Genomic DNA, 18,803 nt, shown 5'->3' with positions numbered 1-18,803 from the left:
TACTCGCCTCCTTAGTTGCCTTGGTTAAGTTTAAAGTCTAATTGAACTTGTAAACCTGGTTGTTTCTGTGGTTTTCCGTCAATGATCTTAGGACGGTACTTCCACTTACGCAGTGCGCGTTTAGCTTCACGGTCAAAGATACGTTTTGGATCTGCGTCAATTACTTCAACGTCAATCACTCCACCTAACTCATCAATTGTGAATGAAAGTTGTACCCAACCTTCTTTGCCATCACGTGCTGCTTGCGTTGGATATTTTGGTTCTATACGAACGATAGGTGTCGCATCACCATCTCGTCCAAATGCACCAGGACCACTTAGTCCACCAGCTGAACTACCAACATCAATGCTACCCATGTTAAATGACATAGCACCAGGGTTTGGATTATTATTTTCCGGCTGTGGCGGCTGCGGTTTAGGCGGCTGCTTTGGCGGTGGTGGAGGAGGAGGCGGTACACGCTTCCTCTCCTGCACCTTAGATTCAGGCGGATTCGTCATTATTTCGACTATGATCTGCTCTTTTTGTTCCGTATTACGGTCAGCCCCACCAGAGATGAGGAAGGCCATGAAGTAGAACAAGCCGAAAGTAACTGCCCCACCTGCAATCAGTGAAAACAGAAAACGAATCATTACTGATCTCCAGCTATTGAAATTCTAAGGTTGTCACCCGTCGCTTTAATCTGGTCCATAACTTTAACCACTGTGCCGTGTTTAGCTTCTTTATCAGCTTGTATAATCACAACTTCAGTAGGTTGTTCTGCTAATAAACTTTCAATTTTTGCTGAAATACGTTCAACATCAATTTGTTGTTTATCAACCCAGATTTCGCCGTTACTACGAATAGCAATAAAAATGTTAGCATTTTTTTGCTTAGTAGCTTGGGCAGCTTTTGGTTTATTGACCTCGATACCAGCCTCTTTAACGAACGATGTAGTTACGATAAAGAAAATAAGCATGATAAATACGATGTCAAGCATTGGCGTCATATCAACCGCTGCTTCTTCTTCTTCACGAAAACGTTGTTTACGTGCCATATTTAATTCTCTCTCTAGTGATGAGGCATACTATCAATAAGTTTGGCTTTCACCATTTTAGCTTTTGTCTCAAGACGTGAGCTAAAAAATACTCCAGATAGTGCCGCAACCATTCCAGCCATTGTTGGGATTGTTGCCATTGAAATACCTGATGCCATTAAGCGTGCATTACCCGTACCCTGGTTGGCCATGGTTTCAAAAACCGAGATCATACCAGTAACAGTACCAAGTAAGCCTATTAAAGGACAAACAGCTACTAATGTCTTAATCAACAACATACGCTGATCTAATTTTTCAGACGCTTCAGAAATCCATGCTTCACGGATTCTGTGTGCGTACCAAGACGTAGTGTCTTGGCGGGCATCCCACTTTGCTACAATTTCTTTCGCTGTGCGAGGAAACTCTGCAAGTAGAAACCAATAGCGCTCAATCATTAAAACCCACATCAGAAAGAGTGCTATCGCGACCACGTATAAAACCTGGCCGCCTGTGCCAACAAAATCCCTGATAGATTCCCATATCTCCATCAGGACTAGCATTAGGCTTTCTCCTTCTCCGCGTGAGTAGCAACGATACCCGCGCTTTGCTCATCAAGGATGTGTAATACCGACTTACTACGACCAGCTACAAGAGCATGAAGTAGAATTAGTGGTAATGCAGCAATTAGACCTAGCGCTGTAGTTACAAGTGCTAGAGAGATGTTACCTGCCATGATCTTCGGATCACCCGTACCGAACAATGTGATTGTTTGGAACGTTAAGATCATACCGATTACTGTACCTAGTAGACCTAGTAACGGTGCGATTGCAGCAAGAATCTTAATTATGTTGATACCAGCTTCGATGCGTGGCGTTTCACGTAGAATCGCTTCATCAAGTTTAAGCTCAAGGTTTTCAACATCTTGGTTCTTGTTGTCATGGTACACTTTAAGAATACGACCCAGTGGGTTATTTGTATTCGGTGTAGCAACATTTTTAAGCTGGCTCTTAATCTTACTAGTAGTAAGTGTAAGGTCAACAAAGCGAATTAGAGTAATTAGCATACCTAAAGCTAGTAAAGCTGTAATGATATAACCAACTACGCCACCTTGATGGAAGTATTCCATAAGTGTCGCTTTTTGAGTGTTGATACGTAAGATAGCACCACGAGTCGGATCGATATAAACACCAGCGTAGTTATCTGGTGATGTATTTTCAAGATCAGTGATACCGTCTAAAATATAGCTATCAGGCTGTTTACCTAGAGGCTGAATAGACTTAGTTTCTGGTGAATAAATTAAGTAACCATCGTCTGTAACTAAGTTAAAGTTACCGATACGCGTTACTTTCTTCATTGACGGGTTACCGTCAAGACCAGCAACTTCAGTTTCAAAAGTTGAAACTTTAGCTGATTCAGTCATTTCTGTTTGAAGTGAAATCCAAAGTTCTTCAAGTTCGCGAACTGTAGGAAGTTCTTTAGCAGCAGCTAATGAACGTAAGATTTCAGCACGGCCAGGTTTCTCAGCACTAACTAGTGATGCTTCGATAGAACCGATAGCGTCTTGAGCTGCACGACGTACAACACCAAACATCTCACCCAAAGTACCTTGAGCACTTTGAAGAGCGGCTTCTTTTTCAGCTAACGTGTTTTCATTTTGTGCATATTGCTTAGTTAAGCTTTCACCACGAGACTTCTCAGAAGCAAGTTGGCTTTTAGCTTTATTAAGTAAAGATTGCTTGTCAGCACGATCTGATAAGAACTCTTGTTCACGTTTCTTATCGATTTTACCTTCAGAGATACGCTCTTGCTTTACTTGCTCAAGTATTTTATCTAGAGCTCCAGTATTTGCATGTGCATTTAACGCGGTACCTGCAGAAACAGTTAGTACTGCGGCAACAGCAAAACCTTTAAATAGTTTCTTCATTATTGATTACTCCGCGCCAAAGATAGGTAGTTTAACAAGTTCTAATGTCGCTTGCTTACGCGCCATACGAATAACTTCTTTAACAGGTTTTAGGTATTCTTCACCTAATTCTTTCCACTGTTTAGTGTTGTTATCCCACACCCAAGCATGTTTCAAGTCAAAAGACTGAGCAACGTAAGTAATACGACCTAACTGACCGATATCAACGTTAATACTTTTGCCATCAACTTCTAGTGTACCTTGTGAAGCAGATACAAGTGAGCTGTATGCTGTTTCAATAGTGTAAGCTTCAAGTACTTGACGGAATTTTTCAGACGTCGTTACAGACGCAGAAACCATGATTTCACGTAGTCTTTCAACACGTCCTAAACGCGTCTCTAGATTAAATGGAACGTCCGCTTTGATGAATTGCTCAAGCGTATCGATCATGCGATACATCAAAGGCACAACGTTTTGTTTCGTGTTATCAATCGTAGCGATTTGACGATCAAACGATTCAATAGACGCGTTTTGGCTATCAACCAAGCGCGACACGTGATCGTTATACACTTTCATAAGTTCAGTCTCATCAACAACGCTACGGTACTCAGCGATTAGCTCCTGAGTTTGACCATATACATTGTCAATTTTAGTTTGAGACTTAACCGCAGCCTTTTGAATTTGTTGACCTGCTTTTTGCACGTCATTCAAAGGATCTGCAATCACATTGCTGCTTGCAAATGCAAATGCGCCAACCAACGCAGTTGCTACAAGACTCTTTCTGATTTTAACAGACATAGTTCCCAACCAATTAAGTAATGTTACTTTTATAATTTAATTATCCTCCGAAGAGAACAACCCTGATATCTTTTAATAGATATCAACCTTCCAATAATGCTAAATGCAATTAGCGCTGTCAACTTGATGTTTACTAATCTCTGCAAATAAATAGCTAAGTTAATGCTTAAACAAAAGTACTAGCACACAACTGTTAACATTATTGCAACTAAGCTTTTGCTTAATATTTCGATTAAAGCCTTTTGAGGGGTGTATTTATTCGCATTGTACTGACATAAAACAACATTATTGCAACATTTAGCCAAAGCTGAATTCGCACTGAAAAAAAACAAAAAAAAATATAGATAGATATAACAAAAGTTATTTTTTAAACGATTTCAGCACATTTTATCTCCCCAATAACACTTCATCTGAAAAAACAAACCATTTGTCGCACAAAAAAACAACACTGGATAATCTCTAATACCGCCCACCTTGCTTTATGCACGCAATACCTAAAGCCATTTATAAAACGTGTTTCCCATAAATAGTAATAATAAGTTTCTTTTAGCAAGGCCTGAAATAGCCAAATAGCTTTCGATAATTAGACGAGTTACATTTACCGCTTTAGAGTGCTCATTAATACTATTTAACAGTTAAATTTATTTAGTAACAAAGTTAATCACAAAAAGTTGCTCAACTTTAATAATAATGGACTATAAATGATGCCTAACGCTTCCATAATAAGCTATCAGAGGCCTATAGAGGTTCCCTTGCCCATTTATAGTTAAAGTACAAAACTTCAACCTGATTGCACTAGCAAGACTTACACTAAAATTTACACAGATTGTTATTTGGCATCATTTTTATGTATATAAGTATCGGATCAGTTGGATAAATTGTAAGGGATGTTTTAAATGCGATAGAAAGTGGTTCGATTGTATAAGTTATTCAGATAATTGAATTTTGGGTTTGTATTAAAATAGAAGATTTAAGAATATATGAAATTTGTGTTCAAGGATTTAAAAAGAAGAATTTTGTTAATTATGTACATAGAGAGGAATTATGGTGAAACAGAGACCTGCTTCACCAAGATGAACTAGAGTTCACATAATAAATTATGCTGCTTCTACGTTCTCAGCTTCAGGGCCTTTTTGACCTTGTTTGATGCTGAATGTCACTGCTTGACCTTCGCTAAGAGTGCGAAAACCAGAACCAGTGATTGCGCTGAAATGTACAAACACGTCAGGACCATTTTCTTGTTCAATGAAACCAAAGCCTTTAGCTTCGTTGAAAAACTTTACTTTACCAGTAACCGACATACTAAATTTTCCTGTAAGTCAATAATTAAAATTCAGCCATATTATTATGGCAATATCCTCCCTGAGTCAATGCTCAAAAATATGGAGGTACAGTACAGGAACAAGTAATAACCTAACCGGTAACCTTAAACGCAGCACAATATCCGTAAATTCAATACATAAAAACTCAAAGCAAGGTAAGATTAACACATTATATTTTTTTTCGCTCTATTAATTGGGAATTATTTATTAAAAATATAAATTTGTTTAAAATTGCCTTTAACTGACTAATTTCCAAGCAAAAACTATAAAGTATTATTGTAATATATATTGCTATAAACGCGTATAAAAGCCCTCTACAACAGCAATACTGTCAAACAACGCTTCAATAACATCAAAAATACAAACAAAAAAGCCGCTTTAAAAATTAAGCGGCTTTTGGTTTAAATATAGAATATTAACTATTTAACAGACCAATCAATAGTATCTTCTGCTTTTATAGGCACAACTTCAGAGTCGCCTAGGGTATAACTTGCAGGTACGTCCCATGGTTTTCTATGTAATGTTATTGTATCGGCATTACGCGGCAACTCATAAAAGTCAGGACCAAAGTGGCTTGCAAATCCTTCAAGCATGTCCAAAGCTCCTGCGTCTTCGAATGCTTCAGCGTATAACTCAATAGCGGCATGAGCCGTATATGCACCAGCACAACCACAAGCAGCTTCTTTTTTATCTTTATAATGTGGTGCAGAATCAGTTCCTAAGAAAAACTTTTTATTTCCACTTATAGCTGCGGCCATTAATGCTTGCTGGTGAATGTTACGTTTGAGGATTGGCAAACAGTAATAATGTGGGCGAATTCCACCCGCTAACATATGATTACGATTATAAAGTAAATGATGAGCTGTAATTGTTGCTGCTACATTGCTAGGTGCATTAACTACAAACTCTACTGCATCTTTAGTTGTAATATGCTCTAGTACAATTTTAAGTTCAGGAAAGTCACTTACCACATCCCCTAAAATCGTCTCTAAAAATACTTTTTCACGGTCAAAAATATCGATTGATGAATCAGTAACTTCTCCGTGTACTAACAGCAACATACCTACTTCTTGCATTGCTTTTAAAACCGGGTAAATATTTTTGACTGATGTAACACCCGAATCAGAATTGGTTGTAGCGCCAGCAGGATACAGCTTTGCAGCTACTATTTTACCCGTTGCTTTTGCTTTCTTTATTTCATCTGGTGTCGTTTTATCAGTAAGGTAAAGTACCATTAAAGGCTCAAAGGCACCTTGTGGGCCTGCTGCCATAATACGTTCTCGATAAGAAAGAGCGGTATCAGTACATGTTGCCGGCGGAACAAGGTTTGGCATAATAATAGCGCGACCCATGTATCTGCTAATGTCTCGTACAGTATCCTTTAGCTGGTCGCCATCACGTAAATGTACATGCCAGTCATCTGGGCGAGTGATAGTAAGGGTTGTTACAGAGTTTGTATTATTGCTTGTCATTACTTTGTTCCAAGGCTGAATTTATCCGATCATAGGCATATGATGTTTTCGAGTAAAGATTTTATTAAAAATAATGCATATGTTGATGACATTACCGAGTTGTGTGATTAAAGCTTAATACTCCAATTCAATTGGGATTAGCCATTGTTATTACTTACAATTAATTAAAGTCATTCGTCATAATAATTTACAGCCAATTAAAACCACTCATCGCTTTATTTTGTACAAAATCCAAGATTAGGTTAACTTAGCTACGTATTTAAAAATAAAAAGAATAATATAAATTGCCTATGTCTTACAAAAATAATGCCTCAAGAGCACTTGAGATAAAAACTGATCAACTGAGTATTATTAATCAATTTTCATCAAGCTTATTGCAACTAGACACACTAGACGAGCTATTTGAGTATGTTACAACGCACGTTGTTAACCGTTTAGGATTTGTTGATTGCGTTATTTACCTTGCCGATAACAATGCTTATACATTAAATCAAGTTGCATCGATGGGTATTGCTCACGCCCGTGATAAATATCAAGCCGAACGTAAAGTAATACGTTTTAGTGAAGGAATTACTGGGGCTGTAGCCACAACTGGTAAAGCCGTAGTAATCGATGATGTAACAAAAGATAGCCGTTATATCGCAGATGAGCGCCCTGCCCAATCAGAACTATGCGTCCCTCTTATATATAAAGAACAAGTTTTAGGTGTTATTGATTGTGAGCACCCTATTAAAGGCTACTTTACAAACGCACACCTTGAAATTCTTACAACAGTTGCCCACTTACTCAGTGCTAAAATTAACCAAGTAAATACGGTAAATAACTTACAAAAAACAGTTGAGCAACTTAACAACGCACAAAAATTAGAAAATAGCTTATTACAAATAGCTAACCTAACCTACAAAGCTAACGACTTAGATACCTTCTTTGAAGCCTTGCATTCAATTATTAATAACTTACTTCGTGCTGATAACTTTTTTATCGCTTTATATGACAAAAAAGTAGATATACTTGACCTTGTTTATATAGTCGAAGAAGGCATAAACACTAAAACACATCAAAAAATATCTAAAGAACAGCTAAAAGACACTGCTTCATATTACCTACTGCAAACAGAGCAAACCTTATTACTCAATAAAGATGCCTTTCAAAGTCATATTGATAACGGTGATTTTAAAATGGTAGGTCGACAATCAGAGTCTTGGTTGGGTGTTCCATTTAAAACAAGTGATCGTATAAGCGGTGTTATTGTTGTACAAAGCTACGATAAAACACTGCAATACAACGAACACGACAGCGCTCTTCTAACTTACGTAAGTCGCCAAATAAGTATGGCAATTGATAGGCAACTAGCCCGACAAGAGCTCGAGCATAAAGCATTACATGACGAGCTTACCGGCCTTGCTAACCGCTCATTACTCATTGAGAGAATAAAGCATGCTATTTTACGTTTAACGCGTGCTAAAAAAAGTACTAGCCATGCCCTGCTGTATCTAGATTTTGATCGTTTTAAAAGTATAAATGATTCGCTAGGGCATGAAGTCGGAGACCATTTTCTTATAAAAATATGCGACTTAATTAAAAGTACAGTACGAAGCACGGATACATTTGCTCGTTTAGGCGGTGATGAGTTTGCTATTTTCATGGAAAATATCACACATAAAAACCAAGTTAATGAAGCTTTAAACAGAATTAAAAGCGCATTATCAAAACCTCTTAATGTAGATAGCCACTTACTTCAAGCTTCTACTAGTATTGGTATTGCCTATACCGACAACATAAACGATAAAGCTTATATATTACTGCAACAAGCTGATGCTGCTATGTATGAAGCAAAATCCACCGGGCGTGGACAAGTTAAGTTTTTTAATAACACGATGCGTAAAAAACTTAAAACCCATGCGGATATCGAAAACGACTTGCAACACGGTATAGAACACAACGAATTTGAACTCTATTTTCAGCCAATTTTTACAATTACCACAAGTGAGGTTATTGGTTTTGAAGCACTTGTGCGCTGGCATCATCCTAAAAAAGGATTTGTACCACCTAATGACTTTATACCGATAGCTGAAACTACAGGGCAAATTATAAATCTTGATTTACATTTACTTGATTTAGCCGCTCAGCAGATTTCTAATTGGCACCAGCAAGGTCATCGCTTTTTGAAAGTAACGGTTAATGTATCGTCACGACACTTTGCAAGCCTCGATTTTGTAGCGCAAATACATTCTGTTTATAATAAATACCAATTACCTCTGGGTTCTTTATGTTTAGAAATTACCGAATCAGGCTTAATAGAAAATCTAGAACTAGCCACTCAAATAATAGAAGGTCTTTCACCTTTAAAAGTAAAATTGTGCCTTGACGATTTTGGAACTGGTTATTCAGCACTGGGCTACTTGCACCAACTGCCTATTCATATTTTAAAAATAGATAAAAGTTTTATTGACCACCTACAAGATTCCACCAACCCACTTGTTGAAGCCATTTTATCACTTGCGCAATCATTAAAACTTGAAGTTGTTGCTGAAGGGATAGAAACACTTGAACAATTAGCCATTTTACAATCGACTGCGTGCGACTATGGCCAAGGTTTTTTAAAGTCAAAACCGGTCACAGCCAAAGAAGCCATATTACTTATTAATAAGCCCTTATAAAAGAGCCAGCGAGTTGGTCGCTGGCTTAGGTATTACGTATATACTCATCCATTGACCTAAACTAAAGCTAAAAAGCAAAATGACTTTAGTTTTTAAACCACAACCTAAAGTAACCATTCCCCACACAGTTATTTATATAGTCAAAATTCACACTGAGGTGAAGCACACCGCAATCGATATACTTAAAATACAACATGAAGCAAACTCATCTAAAACTCATCAAACCAGTTTTTGAATGACTTTTATCGTTACTAATTCTAATATTTTCGCGATTCATAGCAACAAACTGCAATAAACGACAATAAATCGCAAACTTTTAGCCATCTAGACGTTGAAACGTTTTTTGTATAGGCGTAGTATGTGGCTAATCTGAGCTGAACTCACTTTTCCCATGAGAATTTTTAAAGATGATTGGTATTAAACATTTAAAAACCATAGCAACCCTAAAAGAAACAGGATCTTTGGTTAATACAGCACGAGAATTATTTTTGACACAGTCCGCTTTATCTCATCAAATCAAAGATTTAGAGAATAAATTAGATTGCCAATTATTTGAGCGTAAAACTCAACCAGTCCGCTTTACCCCTCAGGGAATGCTATTACTTGAGTTGGCTCACGAAATATTACCAAAAATGGAAGCGACAAAATGCCGTTTGAAAGAAAGCTTAAATCAGCCTATTTCTCAACTGCGTTTAAGTGTGGAATGCCATGCATGTTTTCATTGGTTATTGCCTACTATTAAAGAATTTAATAACTTTTGGCCTGATATAAAAATTGATTACGAGCGCGGCTTTAGTTACGACGCTATTCCTGACTTACTAAGCGATGAGCTAGATTTAGTTTTAACATCTGACATACGTGAACCCGACACATTAGAATACGCGCACTTATTTGATTTTAAATTGAAGCTTATTGTGGCACCGGATCATGAACTTGCTAAAAAAGCGTATGTAACAGCGCTTGATTTAAAAAACGAAACTATTATTTCATACCCTATCCCGCGTGAACGCCAAGATATATTTAAGCATTTCATTCAAAATGCACGTTTTGACGGTACGTTAAAAACGGTTGACCAAGGATTACTTATTTTTCAACTAGTAAGTGCCGGCATGGGCGTTGCCGCTTTACCTGATTGGCTAGTTACACCTTATGAAAGCCAAGGCCTAATTAAATCAATTCCTTTGGGCGCTCTTGGCCTTACTCGTCCTATGTATTTAGCGATGAAAAAAGACATGAAAGACAACCCTGTTTATCGTCACTTTTTAAATACGTGTAAGTTAAATAACGGTCGATAATCATCATTATAATGAGTAATATCGCTGTAATTACCTCTACAGCGTTTAACTCTTATGTTTGTTATTAAAAAATTGATTGGTGGCTTGCTAATGCCACTGCCCCTATTTGGTTTATTTACGTGCCTGATGCTACTACTTGCATTTAAAGGTCGTAAATCAGCTCTCTTCTTATCAACTTTAAGCTTAGTTGTATTGCTTACATTGAGCACACCCTTTATCGCCAATTTAATTATCCACAATAATGAACCTGTATCGCTTGCATTTAATACCTTAAAGCATCCAAAAATAGACAAGATAGTCGTACTCGGTTGCGATATAAATCCAAATTCGGCTTTAAGTTCAAATAATCAATTAGGTAATTGTGCGCTAACGCGCTTAGTAGAAGGTATAAAACTAGCAAAGCACTACCCTAATGCAGAGCTTATAGTTTCAGGTGGAGGTTACCAAAATACCACTAATAGCGGGCTTATGTATCAAACGGCAATTAGTTTAGGAATTACTAAAAGTCGTATACTCCAAAATCCAAAAGCGATGGATACCGCAGCAGAAGCTAAATTATTAGCACCTAAATTAGTTGATTTTAAAGTCGCGCTAGTAACATCTGTGCTGCACATGCCTCGCGCCAAAGACTTATTTAATGCTCAAGGTATTGAAGTAATAACCGCAGCCACTGATTACCATAACTTTGCTGTATTACCGTGGCATAAACAATTTATACCTAATGCTCAGGCTTTAATGGTAGTAACGCAGTATGCTCATGAAGTAATTGGAAATGCATGGATCACAGTGCGCCGCTGGGCAAACCCAGAAGCGCTTTAGTTTTTCACTAAGAAACAGATACTACTAAACAGGGTTATCTATATCTATAAACGTGACGTCAAAGCCATGTTCTTGAACAAGCAACTCACCCAAAGCTTTTACGCCATAGCGCTCTGTTGCATGGTGCCCAGCTGCAAAAAAATCAATATTTTGCTCACGAGAGCTATGAATAGTTTGCTCCGATGCCTCACCTGTTAGGTAGGCATCAATGCCTTGCTCTGCAGCTAAGTCAATATAGCCTTGCCCACCACCAGTACACAGTGCAATGGTTTCAATTTTAGCTGAACGTACTAAACTTGTGAGTGGGGTTCGATTTAGCACTTTTGCAATTTTATCTGCAAAATCTTCACCACTTAATGGTGTTTTTAAACGCCCTTTCATTGCTACGCTATTTGAAGTTGGCTCTAGCCCTGTTTCAATTTCAATATCCAATAACTTTGCTAGTTGCGCGTTATTGCCAACTGCTGGATGAATATCGAGTGGTAAGTGATAGCCAAATAAATTAATATCGTGTGCTAATAACGCACCTATACGACGCTTTTTCATTCCCGTTATTGGTTGGGACTCCCCTTTCCAAAAAAATCCATGGTGAACTAAAATAGCATCTGCTTGTTGCTCAATGGCAGCATCTATTAATGCTTGACTTGCGGTTACACCCGTCACAATTTTTTTAATTTCGTTTTTACCTTCAACTTGTAAGCCATTTGGGCAAAAATCTTTAATTAATTGAGGTTTTAAAATGTCATTTAGGAGTTGGTTAAATTCTCTACGTTGCATATAACTTACCTTACTTAGCACTGAATTTTGTGCAAATTTTGGCGTTTATAGCTCTAAAATGGAAGGAAAATCGCAAAAAATTGAAAAACTGTTTTAAAATAGGTATAAATACCTCTTCTTTATCTGTGTTCACAACGTATAGGGTCTCTGATGAGCAAACTAGACAAAACAGAAGTGTTATCTGCCTTTGAAGCAGCGTACGAAACTGCCAATGGTAAAAAACCTGAAATCACAACTAAACCTGGTTGGTACAGCATTGATGGCGGTAAAAATTTACGCCTAGCTGACGTAGCAGAGCTTACTAAAAAGTTAAACTCTGGTAAAACAACTAAAACGAAAAAACCAAAAGCAGCTGCGCCTGTTAAAGCACAGAAAAAAGCGCCATTCACTGTTGTTACCGAAAACGAAGAAGGTTACACAGCGGAAGAACTTTGGATTGTAATTTTAGCTCGTAAAGATCATGACTGTCGCTTACCGCGCGGTGTTGTTTAATCAACATTTATGATTTTTAAAAGAAACCGCGTTAAGCGGTTTTTTTATGTGCGTTATTTACCGAAGAAGACAGTAACCACTTTGCAGCAAAGCCACAAATAACAATGAACATCGTCCCGACTAATACTGGCATAATTAAAAAGTCCCAACTTTGTCCAGATACAATAATCAGAATAGGGTTAGCACCCGCCGCAGGATGCACTGTTTTAGTGAGCATCATGAGTGTAATTGCAACACCAACGGCTAATGCAATAGATACACTACCGTCACCAACATAAGTTACAAAAACGATCCCCACAAATGCTGTTAAAAGATGACCAAAAATCACATTTTTTGGTTGTGCTAATGGGCTATTTGGTATACCAAATACAAGTACTGCCGTTGCGCCAAAAGGTGCCATTAACCACAGTCCATAGCCTCCTATATTATTTAGCCAAGATAAAAAACCCAATACTAGCGCTGAAAAAAAGCCAGCAACACAGGCTAATTTAATATCTTCAATATTCATGCTACATCCTTAAATAAGAGTAGACAAACTTGTCTACCTGGCAATGATAGACAAGTCTGTCTACTTATGTCAAGATACCTTTCAGCTAATATTTAAGGGGTTTTATGAATAAACGAGAGCAAATTATTACAACAGCACTTAATCTCTTTTATAGCAAAGGCTTACATGCTGTGGGTATTAATGAAATTCTAGCCGTTTCAGGTATCGCTAAAAAAACGCTTTATAATCACTTCGCAAGCAAAGATGAGCTAATACTTGCTTGCTTAGCCACGCGTGATAAAAACTTTAATAATTGGCTAGAACAAGTCTGTGAAAAACAAAGTGCCCTTGACGTTGCTAATGGATTATTTAAAGGGTTAACGAGCTGGTTTAATAGTGCAGTGCCGGAATTGGGCGATTTTAATGGGTGCTTTTTTATAAACGCAGCAGCAGAATATCCACTCGCAGCGCATACTATTGCAATACAGTGTAAAGCACACAAACAAGCTGTACTTAAAATTATATTAAATGCTTTACTTGCCACTCCTCAGCTAAAAAATAATAAAGCTAAAGCCGAAAATATCGCACAAACATTATTTATCCTAAAAGAAGGGCTTATATGCCAAGCACGTGTTATGCATACTCAAACACTTGTTATGCCAAGCACTGCGTTGCTAAAACACATAATACAAAGCTAAAAAAGCGGCTATGTAGCCGCTTTCAAAAGATCAAAATAAATTATAACTTTTCGAAGTAAAGTGGTTCGCGCTCTTTTTTACCTACTTCATTCATTGTTTCGGCATTGAATAAGCGACCATTGATCATGGTGTAATCTACTTTATCCGAATCTCGAATATTTTTAAGCGGATCGCCATCTATAACCATTAAATCAGCAAGCTTGCCAACTTCAAGTGATCCTACGTTTTTATCAAGCCCTAAATACTTAGCCGGATCGAGTGTTGATGCACGTATAGCTTCAAGTGATGTCATTCCGCCTTGTGCAAACATCCACATCTCCCAGTGTGCACCTAAGCCTTCACGCTGACCGTGAGCACCTAAGTTAACTAATACACCTAGGTCTTGCAGCTCAGCAGCAACGCGTGCGTTATTAAAGTGATTATAGTGATGATCGGGCGCTTTAATGCGGCGCATAGAGCGTGGTAATAATTGATTTTTTGGCACAAATTTACTTAAACGCGGGTGATTCCACACATCAGTTTTATCGTACCAGTAATTTTCACCCCAAATGCCACCATAAGCCACTACAAGCGTAGGTGTGTAACCTACATCACTTTGCGACCATAACTGCTTTATATCGTCGTATATGTGCTCTACAGGGATTGAATGCTCAATACCTGTGTGTCCATCTACAATCATACTTAAGTTATGTTGTAATAATGAGCCGCCTTCTGGTACTACCATCATTTCAAGCATCCGGCCTGCTTCAATAACTTGTTGGCGCTGCTCTCGGCGTGGCTGGTTATACGACTTAACACTAAATGCACCTACTTTTTTAAGGCGCTCTAAATGAAATTTAGCATCGTCTAACGAGTCAATATGCGACGTATAACCTGGCATATTTGCGCCATATAAAATAGTACCCGTTGAGAAAATACGCGGGCCAACAATCATGCCTGCCTTTTGCATTTCGCTTGCGGTAAATATTTCGGAGGTATCGTTTGATGGATCGTGAATTGTAGTTACACCCAGCGCTAAACCTGCAAAGTTTTTCCAGTTTTGCTCAGGTATAATTTCATCACTTGCTTGCGAGCCATGTGCATGAGCATCAACAATACCAGGCATAATAGTTTTACCTGTTACATCAATAACCTCAGCACCTTTAGGAATACTTATATCGCTGGCTGTACCAATTGCTTTAATATGCTTGCCATCAGTGATAATTACACCATTTTCAATTACCTTTTCGCCGTCCATAGTTATAATTTTTGCACCAGTGAGCGCAATCATACCTTTAGGCTCTGCCATTTTTTTACTGAAACCGATATTATCGCCACTTTTCACTTTAAAGTCGGTATCTTCGGCTTTGTTAATAGTAAACATTCCTTCAAGGCTTGCATGATAAAGCTCAGGCCCTAATGTCCAATAAAGTTTGTTGCTCTTTGCACTCCAACTAATGTTTTCACCAGCACGAACCGATAACTGCTCTATTGGAAATTGACTGTCTTTAGGCCCAATATTAATTGTTTTACCACTTTGAACAAACGGCGTTATAAATACTTTAAATCGCTCAGCAAAAGCGAGGTATTGCCCATCTGGTGATACTCTAAATTCTGTCGCATGTTCTGACTCGTACAGTTTACGAACTTTTTTACTTTCAAGCTCTACTACGCTAAGCGTTGGTTTTGGCCAAGGACTCATAATGAAAACACGATCGTTTGCATCTCCAAATTGTGGTTGATAACCACTTTTTGAAATAAGCTCACTTTTACCACCTTTAGCGCTTACGCTATAAACCCCCGGATTAAGTGACCACTTAGGGTTTAAAATACTGCCGCCAGTGGCTTTACGATAAACAACCGTTTTACCATCTGGACTAAACGTTGGCTCTACATACTTGCCTGGCTGCGTAGTAATGGTATCGCCACGGCCACTGCGTGCAGACACAACCTTTACGGACCCTTGCTTGTTATCATCCCATGTGGTGTACACAATTTTTTTACCATCGCGAGAATACTGTGGAAATAATTCGTAATGATCTGTTTGCTTTGTTAAACGCTTAATTTTACCCGACTCTAAATCACGTTTATAAATATGCCCAAGCGCTTCAAAAATTGCCGCTTCGCCATCTGGGCTTACTTGCACATTACGCAGCATTTTTACATCAAACTCATCAGTATCTAAGTTTTGTGTAAAGCGCACCGCTTTTTGAATTTTTTTAGTGGTTTGCACTTTAAAAGGAATGGTTTTTACAGATTTGTCTGCAACATCTAGCTTGTGAATTGTACCACCAGCCCAAAATACCAGTTCTTCATTATCGGGTGTCCATGCAATAGTTGGGTATACACCATGAATAGCCCATGTTTCTTGCATATCTCGCTCAAGCTTATCGTAAAGCTTAGTGTGCTCACCGCTGGTTAAGTCATATAAATACAAGCTAGTTTGAAAGTCATCACGCTTTATATACGCCAGTTTTTTACCATCTGGTGATGGTGTAGGCCTAATAGCACCGCCCATCGTATCGATTACAGTTTCAATTTCACCCGTTTCGCGGTCGTAACGTTTAATTTTATAAATGCCCGCTACAGAATCCTTTGAGTAATGAAAGGTTTTACCGGGTGTTGCATCATGCGAAAAGTATACATAACGACCATCAGGTGAAAACATTGGCTCACCTAAATCTTTTTGATCATTTTCACGTTTTGTAAGCTGAACACCCTTGCCACCGGCTTTGTGGTACAACCACACTTCACCGGCACCTAGTGAACGGCTAGCCGTAAAGTGTTTACGCGCAACTAAGTAGTCGCCATTAGGGCTCCATGCAGGGCTATTTAGTAATCTAAAAGTTTCGTCGGTAACTGCGTGTTGGTTTTCGCCATTTAAGTCCATTATCCAAATGTTATCGCCACCACCTTGATCGGAGGTAAACGCAATACTTTTGCCATTAGGACTAAAGCGTGGTTGCATTTGCCATGCAATATCAGAGGTGAGCTTGGTGGCTGTACCACCACTCATTGGCATAGTGTAAATATCACCAAGTAAGTCAAACACCACGGTTTTACCATCAGGGCTTACATCAATATTCATCCATGTGCCCTGCTCAACGCTAATTGCAGCGTCAACAAATTGCCCCTTAGGTGAATCTACTTGCCATTTTTTTTCGTCTTTTTCAGCGGCATTTACCTGCCCTATCGCTAATGACACCGACAGCGCCAATACTGTATGAAGCATTTTTTTCATGCGTTTCTCTCTTGTTATTGTTGCAGTAAAAACTATTTCACATGATTGCAACAAAAACAAACGCAACTTGCCAGCGTTATATGATAAAGCGCGGTTTATGTAGGTTTAATGCCAAACAATAGGGTCAAATTGATAGTAATTAACTAGCATACTGTAAATTTCAGGATCGTATCGGCGAAGCTCTGCGGGTTTTTCGAGGAAGGTTTCGGTGAGTACAGCAAAAAACTCAGCTTCGTTAGTCGCACCATAGCTGTGAATAACATGCGGCATGCTATAGGCAACATGGCTTTTTAACTGGGTGAAGGCGCGGCTAAATACCCTGCCCCACTCTTTGTAATCTGCTGAGCTTTTTAAAATGGGCGTACCCGTTGTTTTACCTGTTTCTTGATCGAGTTGATGCGCAAACTCATGAAATACCAAGTTATGTCCATCGCTTGGTAAACGATTACCCTCAAGTACATCATGCCAGCTTAAAACGAGTGTGCCGCCAGGCCATGACTCGCCTAGTCTTACCGTATTATGGTAACTCACAAGTCCTGCACTATCGCGAGTTGATTGCGGAGCATAATAAGCACTTGGATATAATAAAATTTCTTTTACATTTCTATATAACGGCCACGGTTTATTAAGTACTAATACACACGCATCGGCGGCAACAATTAACTTCATTGCAGACGTTAGCCTTAAGCCATCACAACCGACAAAGCGTTTTTCGTTTAAAAACCACGTAATATGTCGCTCTAATTTTTCTCTGTCGGCGTCGGTCATTTTTTTATAGATGGGCATGCAACGCAGTAAAATATCTTTTTGCTGCGAATTTAAAGCAAAGTCTTTATATTTACTGCGCCATAATCGGTTTTGAATTGATGGCCAACGCCAGAAAATCACCACAAAAAGAATTAAAACAACAATTAACAGTCCATTTATCATGGGGATTTCCTGAGCTAAGGTATGGTATATAAATATGTCCAGCACACGTGTTTTTCAAGCATACAAGGTTATGTATTTGAATATAAAGTAATTCACATCGCATTGCTTATAGATTACTTATAGATTACTTATAAATTGTTTACTGCTTTGCACTGCCGTTACTGATGTGTTTAAAGTTAACCTTTGCAAAAGGTATCAAATGTACCCTGCAATGTGCTTATAAATTTCGCTACGTGCAAACCATCCATTAATGAATGGTGTACATCGATAGCTAAAGGCATTGTGCCTGTGTGTTTATCAAACTGACCAAATACAAATTTAGGAATGCCTAAACTCTGCCCTTCACTAAATGCATGCGAAAACGCACTAAAATTCAGCCACGGCAAAACAGATATATGAATTAAATCAGCCTGCCCTTCTGTTTGAGCAAATGCATCAGAAAATAACGGCTGTAATTTCGCTTTTTTGCTTACGCCACTTGCATGATTTGCAAACTCTTTAAACTCGCCTGTGCTGTTAAAATAACTAAAAACAAACGTATCGTTTTCAGACAACTCAACCACACTTGCGCGAACACTATTAAGTAACCATGGTTGATTATCTATTATACGTAGCATTATTGAATCGTACTCATGGCACGCTTTTAAGGTGCAATATACATACGCTTGAAAAAAAGAAAATTGATTGGTTTTGCAATAGTCGTAAAGTGCTTGAGCATCTAAACGCACACACACATTAAAGTAAGGCTGAGAAAAGTGTTTAAATAATTCAAAGTGTTGCTTTCTAGGCCAATTATCTAAATCGATAGGCTGCATGAGAGAAGTTGAGGGAGTCATAATTTGCCGCACAAAATTAAAAATAAAGTGTACCGCTGTTCAGTAATAATTGCATTAACTTACAGATAAACAAAAGGTGTGC

General features: G+C 38.3%; 17 protein-coding genes. 5 read left to right on the top strand and 12 right to left on the bottom strand.

Annotation, left to right across the window (positions count from 1 at the left end; genetic code table 11):
• Positions 1-11: 11 nt before the first annotated feature.
• The 7 genes from GQR52_RS09195 to pyrC form a co-directional block, all read right to left on the bottom strand.
• Positions 12-629, bottom strand: coding sequence for an energy transducer TonB (locus GQR52_RS09195; protein WP_165728220.1), 618 nt, complete (start codon positions 627-629; stop codon positions 12-14).
• A complete protein-coding gene (locus GQR52_RS09190; RefSeq protein ID WP_007583867.1) occupies positions 629-1,033 on the bottom strand; it encodes a biopolymer transporter ExbD in 405 nt (134 codons plus the stop codon). The genes GQR52_RS09195 and GQR52_RS09190 overlap by 1 nt, the downstream gene beginning before the upstream one ends.
• A gap of 14 nt (positions 1,034-1,047) precedes the next feature.
• Positions 1,048-1,572: a MotA/TolQ/ExbB proton channel family protein gene (locus GQR52_RS09185; protein ID WP_002961709.1), complete on the bottom strand. Its 525-nt coding sequence runs from the start codon at positions 1,570-1,572 to the stop codon at positions 1,048-1,050.
• The gene (locus GQR52_RS09180) at positions 1,572-2,936 is read right to left on the bottom strand and encodes a MotA/TolQ/ExbB proton channel family protein (protein ID WP_007583865.1); all 1,365 of its coding nucleotides are present in this window, start codon (positions 2,934-2,936) and stop codon (positions 1,572-1,574) included. The genes GQR52_RS09185 and GQR52_RS09180 overlap by 1 nt, the downstream gene beginning before the upstream one ends.
• Positions 2,937-2,942: 6 nt before the next feature.
• On the bottom strand, positions 2,943-3,713 hold the full coding sequence (locus GQR52_RS09175; RefSeq protein ID WP_024590812.1) for a DUF3450 domain-containing protein: 771 nt from the start codon (positions 3,711-3,713) through the stop codon (positions 2,943-2,945).
• 1,097 nt (positions 3,714-4,810) lie between these two features.
• Positions 4,811-5,014, bottom strand: coding sequence for a cold-shock protein (locus GQR52_RS09170; protein WP_002961702.1), 204 nt, complete (start codon positions 5,012-5,014; stop codon positions 4,811-4,813).
• A gap of 440 nt (positions 5,015-5,454) precedes the next feature.
• On the bottom strand, positions 5,455-6,507 hold the full coding sequence (pyrC, locus tag GQR52_RS09165) for a dihydroorotase (protein ID WP_165728219.1): 1,053 nt from the start codon (positions 6,505-6,507) through the stop codon (positions 5,455-5,457).
• A gap of 290 nt (positions 6,508-6,797) precedes the next feature.
• Between pyrC and GQR52_RS09160 the strand changes: the two genes are divergently transcribed.
• The 3 genes from GQR52_RS09160 (at position 6,798) to GQR52_RS09150 (ending at position 11,281) form a co-directional block, all read left to right on the top strand.
• The gene (locus GQR52_RS09160; RefSeq protein ID WP_165728218.1) at positions 6,798-9,167 is read left to right on the top strand and encodes a GGDEF domain-containing protein; all 2,370 of its coding nucleotides are present in this window, start codon (positions 6,798-6,800) and stop codon (positions 9,165-9,167) included.
• 407 nt (positions 9,168-9,574) lie between these two features.
• Entirely contained in the window at positions 9,575-10,462 is an 888-nt protein-coding gene (locus tag GQR52_RS09155) for a LysR family transcriptional regulator (RefSeq protein WP_002961689.1), read from the top strand.
• Positions 10,463-10,516: 54 nt separating this feature from the next.
• Complete coding sequence (locus GQR52_RS09150; RefSeq protein WP_165728217.1) at positions 10,517-11,281, top strand: YdcF family protein; 765 nt, start codon at positions 10,517-10,519, stop codon at positions 11,279-11,281.
• Between the two features lie 24 nt (positions 11,282-11,305).
• Here GQR52_RS09150 and GQR52_RS09145 read toward each other — a convergent pair whose 3' ends face one another.
• Positions 11,306-12,058, bottom strand: coding sequence for a Nif3-like dinuclear metal center hexameric protein (locus GQR52_RS09145; protein WP_165728216.1), 753 nt, complete (start codon positions 12,056-12,058; stop codon positions 11,306-11,308).
• 150 nt (positions 12,059-12,208) lie between these two features.
• Between GQR52_RS09145 and GQR52_RS09140 the strand changes: the two genes are divergently transcribed.
• Entirely contained in the window at positions 12,209-12,550 is a 342-nt protein-coding gene (locus GQR52_RS09140) for a hypothetical protein (RefSeq protein ID WP_002961684.1), read from the top strand.
• A 31-nt stretch (positions 12,551-12,581) separates the two neighbouring features.
• Here GQR52_RS09140 and GQR52_RS09135 read toward each other — a convergent pair whose 3' ends face one another.
• Complete coding sequence (locus GQR52_RS09135; RefSeq protein ID WP_165728215.1) at positions 12,582-13,058, bottom strand: HPP family protein; 477 nt, start codon at positions 13,056-13,058, stop codon at positions 12,582-12,584.
• A 104-nt stretch (positions 13,059-13,162) separates the two neighbouring features.
• Here GQR52_RS09135 and GQR52_RS09130 point away from each other — a divergent pair, with 104 nt between their 5' ends.
• Positions 13,163-13,735 carry a TetR/AcrR family transcriptional regulator gene (locus GQR52_RS09130; protein ID WP_165728214.1) on the top strand — a complete coding sequence of 191 codons (573 nt, stop codon included), beginning with the start codon at positions 13,163-13,165 and terminating at the stop codon, positions 13,733-13,735.
• A 40-nt stretch (positions 13,736-13,775) separates the two neighbouring features.
• Here GQR52_RS09130 and GQR52_RS09125 read toward each other — a convergent pair whose 3' ends face one another.
• The 3 genes from GQR52_RS09125 to GQR52_RS09115 all read right to left on the bottom strand — a co-directional run bounded on the left by GQR52_RS09125 (position 13,776) and on the right by GQR52_RS09115 (position 18,700).
• Positions 13,776-16,955 carry an amidohydrolase family protein gene (locus GQR52_RS09125; RefSeq protein WP_165728213.1) on the bottom strand — a complete coding sequence of 1,060 codons (3,180 nt, stop codon included), beginning with the start codon at positions 16,953-16,955 and terminating at the stop codon, positions 13,776-13,778.
• A gap of 105 nt (positions 16,956-17,060) precedes the next feature.
• Positions 17,061-17,885 (bottom strand): M90 family metallopeptidase, encoded by an 825-nt coding sequence (locus GQR52_RS09120; protein WP_002961680.1) that lies wholly within the window; start codon positions 17,883-17,885, stop codon positions 17,061-17,063.
• 176 nt (positions 17,886-18,061) lie between these two features.
• The gene (locus GQR52_RS09115) at positions 18,062-18,700 is read right to left on the bottom strand and encodes a CatA-like O-acetyltransferase (RefSeq protein WP_165728271.1); all 639 of its coding nucleotides are present in this window, start codon (positions 18,698-18,700) and stop codon (positions 18,062-18,064) included.
• Between the last annotated feature and the right edge of the window lie 103 nt (positions 18,701-18,803).

This window comes from Pseudoalteromonas sp. 31A1 (genome assembly GCF_011378815.1).
In the GTDB taxonomy this organism is placed as follows: Bacteria; Pseudomonadota; Gammaproteobacteria; order Enterobacterales; family Alteromonadaceae; genus Pseudoalteromonas; species Pseudoalteromonas arctica.
This window is presented reverse-complemented; position numbering and strand designations above follow the sequence as displayed.

Excerpts from the sequence above, each read along its gene's own strand:
- GQR52_RS09160 (WP_165728218.1), top strand. The coding sequence starts at position 6,798 with ATGTCTTACAAAAATAATGCCTCAAGAGCACTTGAGATAAAAACTGAT.
- GQR52_RS09120 (WP_002961680.1), bottom strand. The coding sequence starts at position 17,885 with ATGATAAATGGACTGTTAATTGTTGTTTTAATTCTTTTTGTGGTGATT.
- GQR52_RS09115 (WP_165728271.1), bottom strand. The coding sequence starts at position 18,700 with ATGCAGCCTATCGATTTAGATAATTGGCCTAGAAAGCAACACTTTGAA.
- GQR52_RS09155 (WP_002961689.1), top strand. The coding sequence starts at position 9,575 with ATGATTGGTATTAAACATTTAAAAACCATAGCAACCCTAAAAGAAACA.
- GQR52_RS09170 (WP_002961702.1), bottom strand. The coding sequence starts at position 5,014 with ATGTCGGTTACTGGTAAAGTAAAGTTTTTCAACGAAGCTAAAGGCTTT.
- GQR52_RS09135 (WP_165728215.1), bottom strand. The coding sequence starts at position 13,058 with ATGAATATTGAAGATATTAAATTAGCCTGTGTTGCTGGCTTTTTTTCA.
- GQR52_RS09195 (WP_165728220.1), bottom strand. The coding sequence starts at position 629 with ATGATTCGTTTTCTGTTTTCACTGATTGCAGGTGGGGCAGTTACTTTC.
- GQR52_RS09125 (WP_165728213.1), bottom strand. The coding sequence starts at position 16,955 with ATGAAAAAAATGCTTCATACAGTATTGGCGCTGTCGGTGTCATTAGCG.
- GQR52_RS09185 (WP_002961709.1), bottom strand. The coding sequence starts at position 1,572 with ATGCTAGTCCTGATGGAGATATGGGAATCTATCAGGGATTTTGTTGGC.
- GQR52_RS09175 (WP_024590812.1), bottom strand. The coding sequence starts at position 3,713 with ATGTCTGTTAAAATCAGAAAGAGTCTTGTAGCAACTGCGTTGGTTGGC.
- GQR52_RS09150 (WP_165728217.1), top strand. The coding sequence starts at position 10,517 with ATGTTTGTTATTAAAAAATTGATTGGTGGCTTGCTAATGCCACTGCCC.
- GQR52_RS09190 (WP_007583867.1), bottom strand. The coding sequence starts at position 1,033 with ATGGCACGTAAACAACGTTTTCGTGAAGAAGAAGAAGCAGCGGTTGAT.
- GQR52_RS09145 (WP_165728216.1), bottom strand. The coding sequence starts at position 12,058 with ATGCAACGTAGAGAATTTAACCAACTCCTAAATGACATTTTAAAACCT.
- GQR52_RS09130 (WP_165728214.1), top strand. The coding sequence starts at position 13,163 with ATGAATAAACGAGAGCAAATTATTACAACAGCACTTAATCTCTTTTAT.
- GQR52_RS09140 (WP_002961684.1), top strand. The coding sequence starts at position 12,209 with ATGAGCAAACTAGACAAAACAGAAGTGTTATCTGCCTTTGAAGCAGCG.
- GQR52_RS09180 (WP_007583865.1), bottom strand. The coding sequence starts at position 2,936 with ATGAAGAAACTATTTAAAGGTTTTGCTGTTGCCGCAGTACTAACTGTT.
- pyrC (WP_165728219.1), bottom strand. The coding sequence starts at position 6,507 with ATGACAAGCAATAATACAAACTCTGTAACAACCCTTACTATCACTCGC.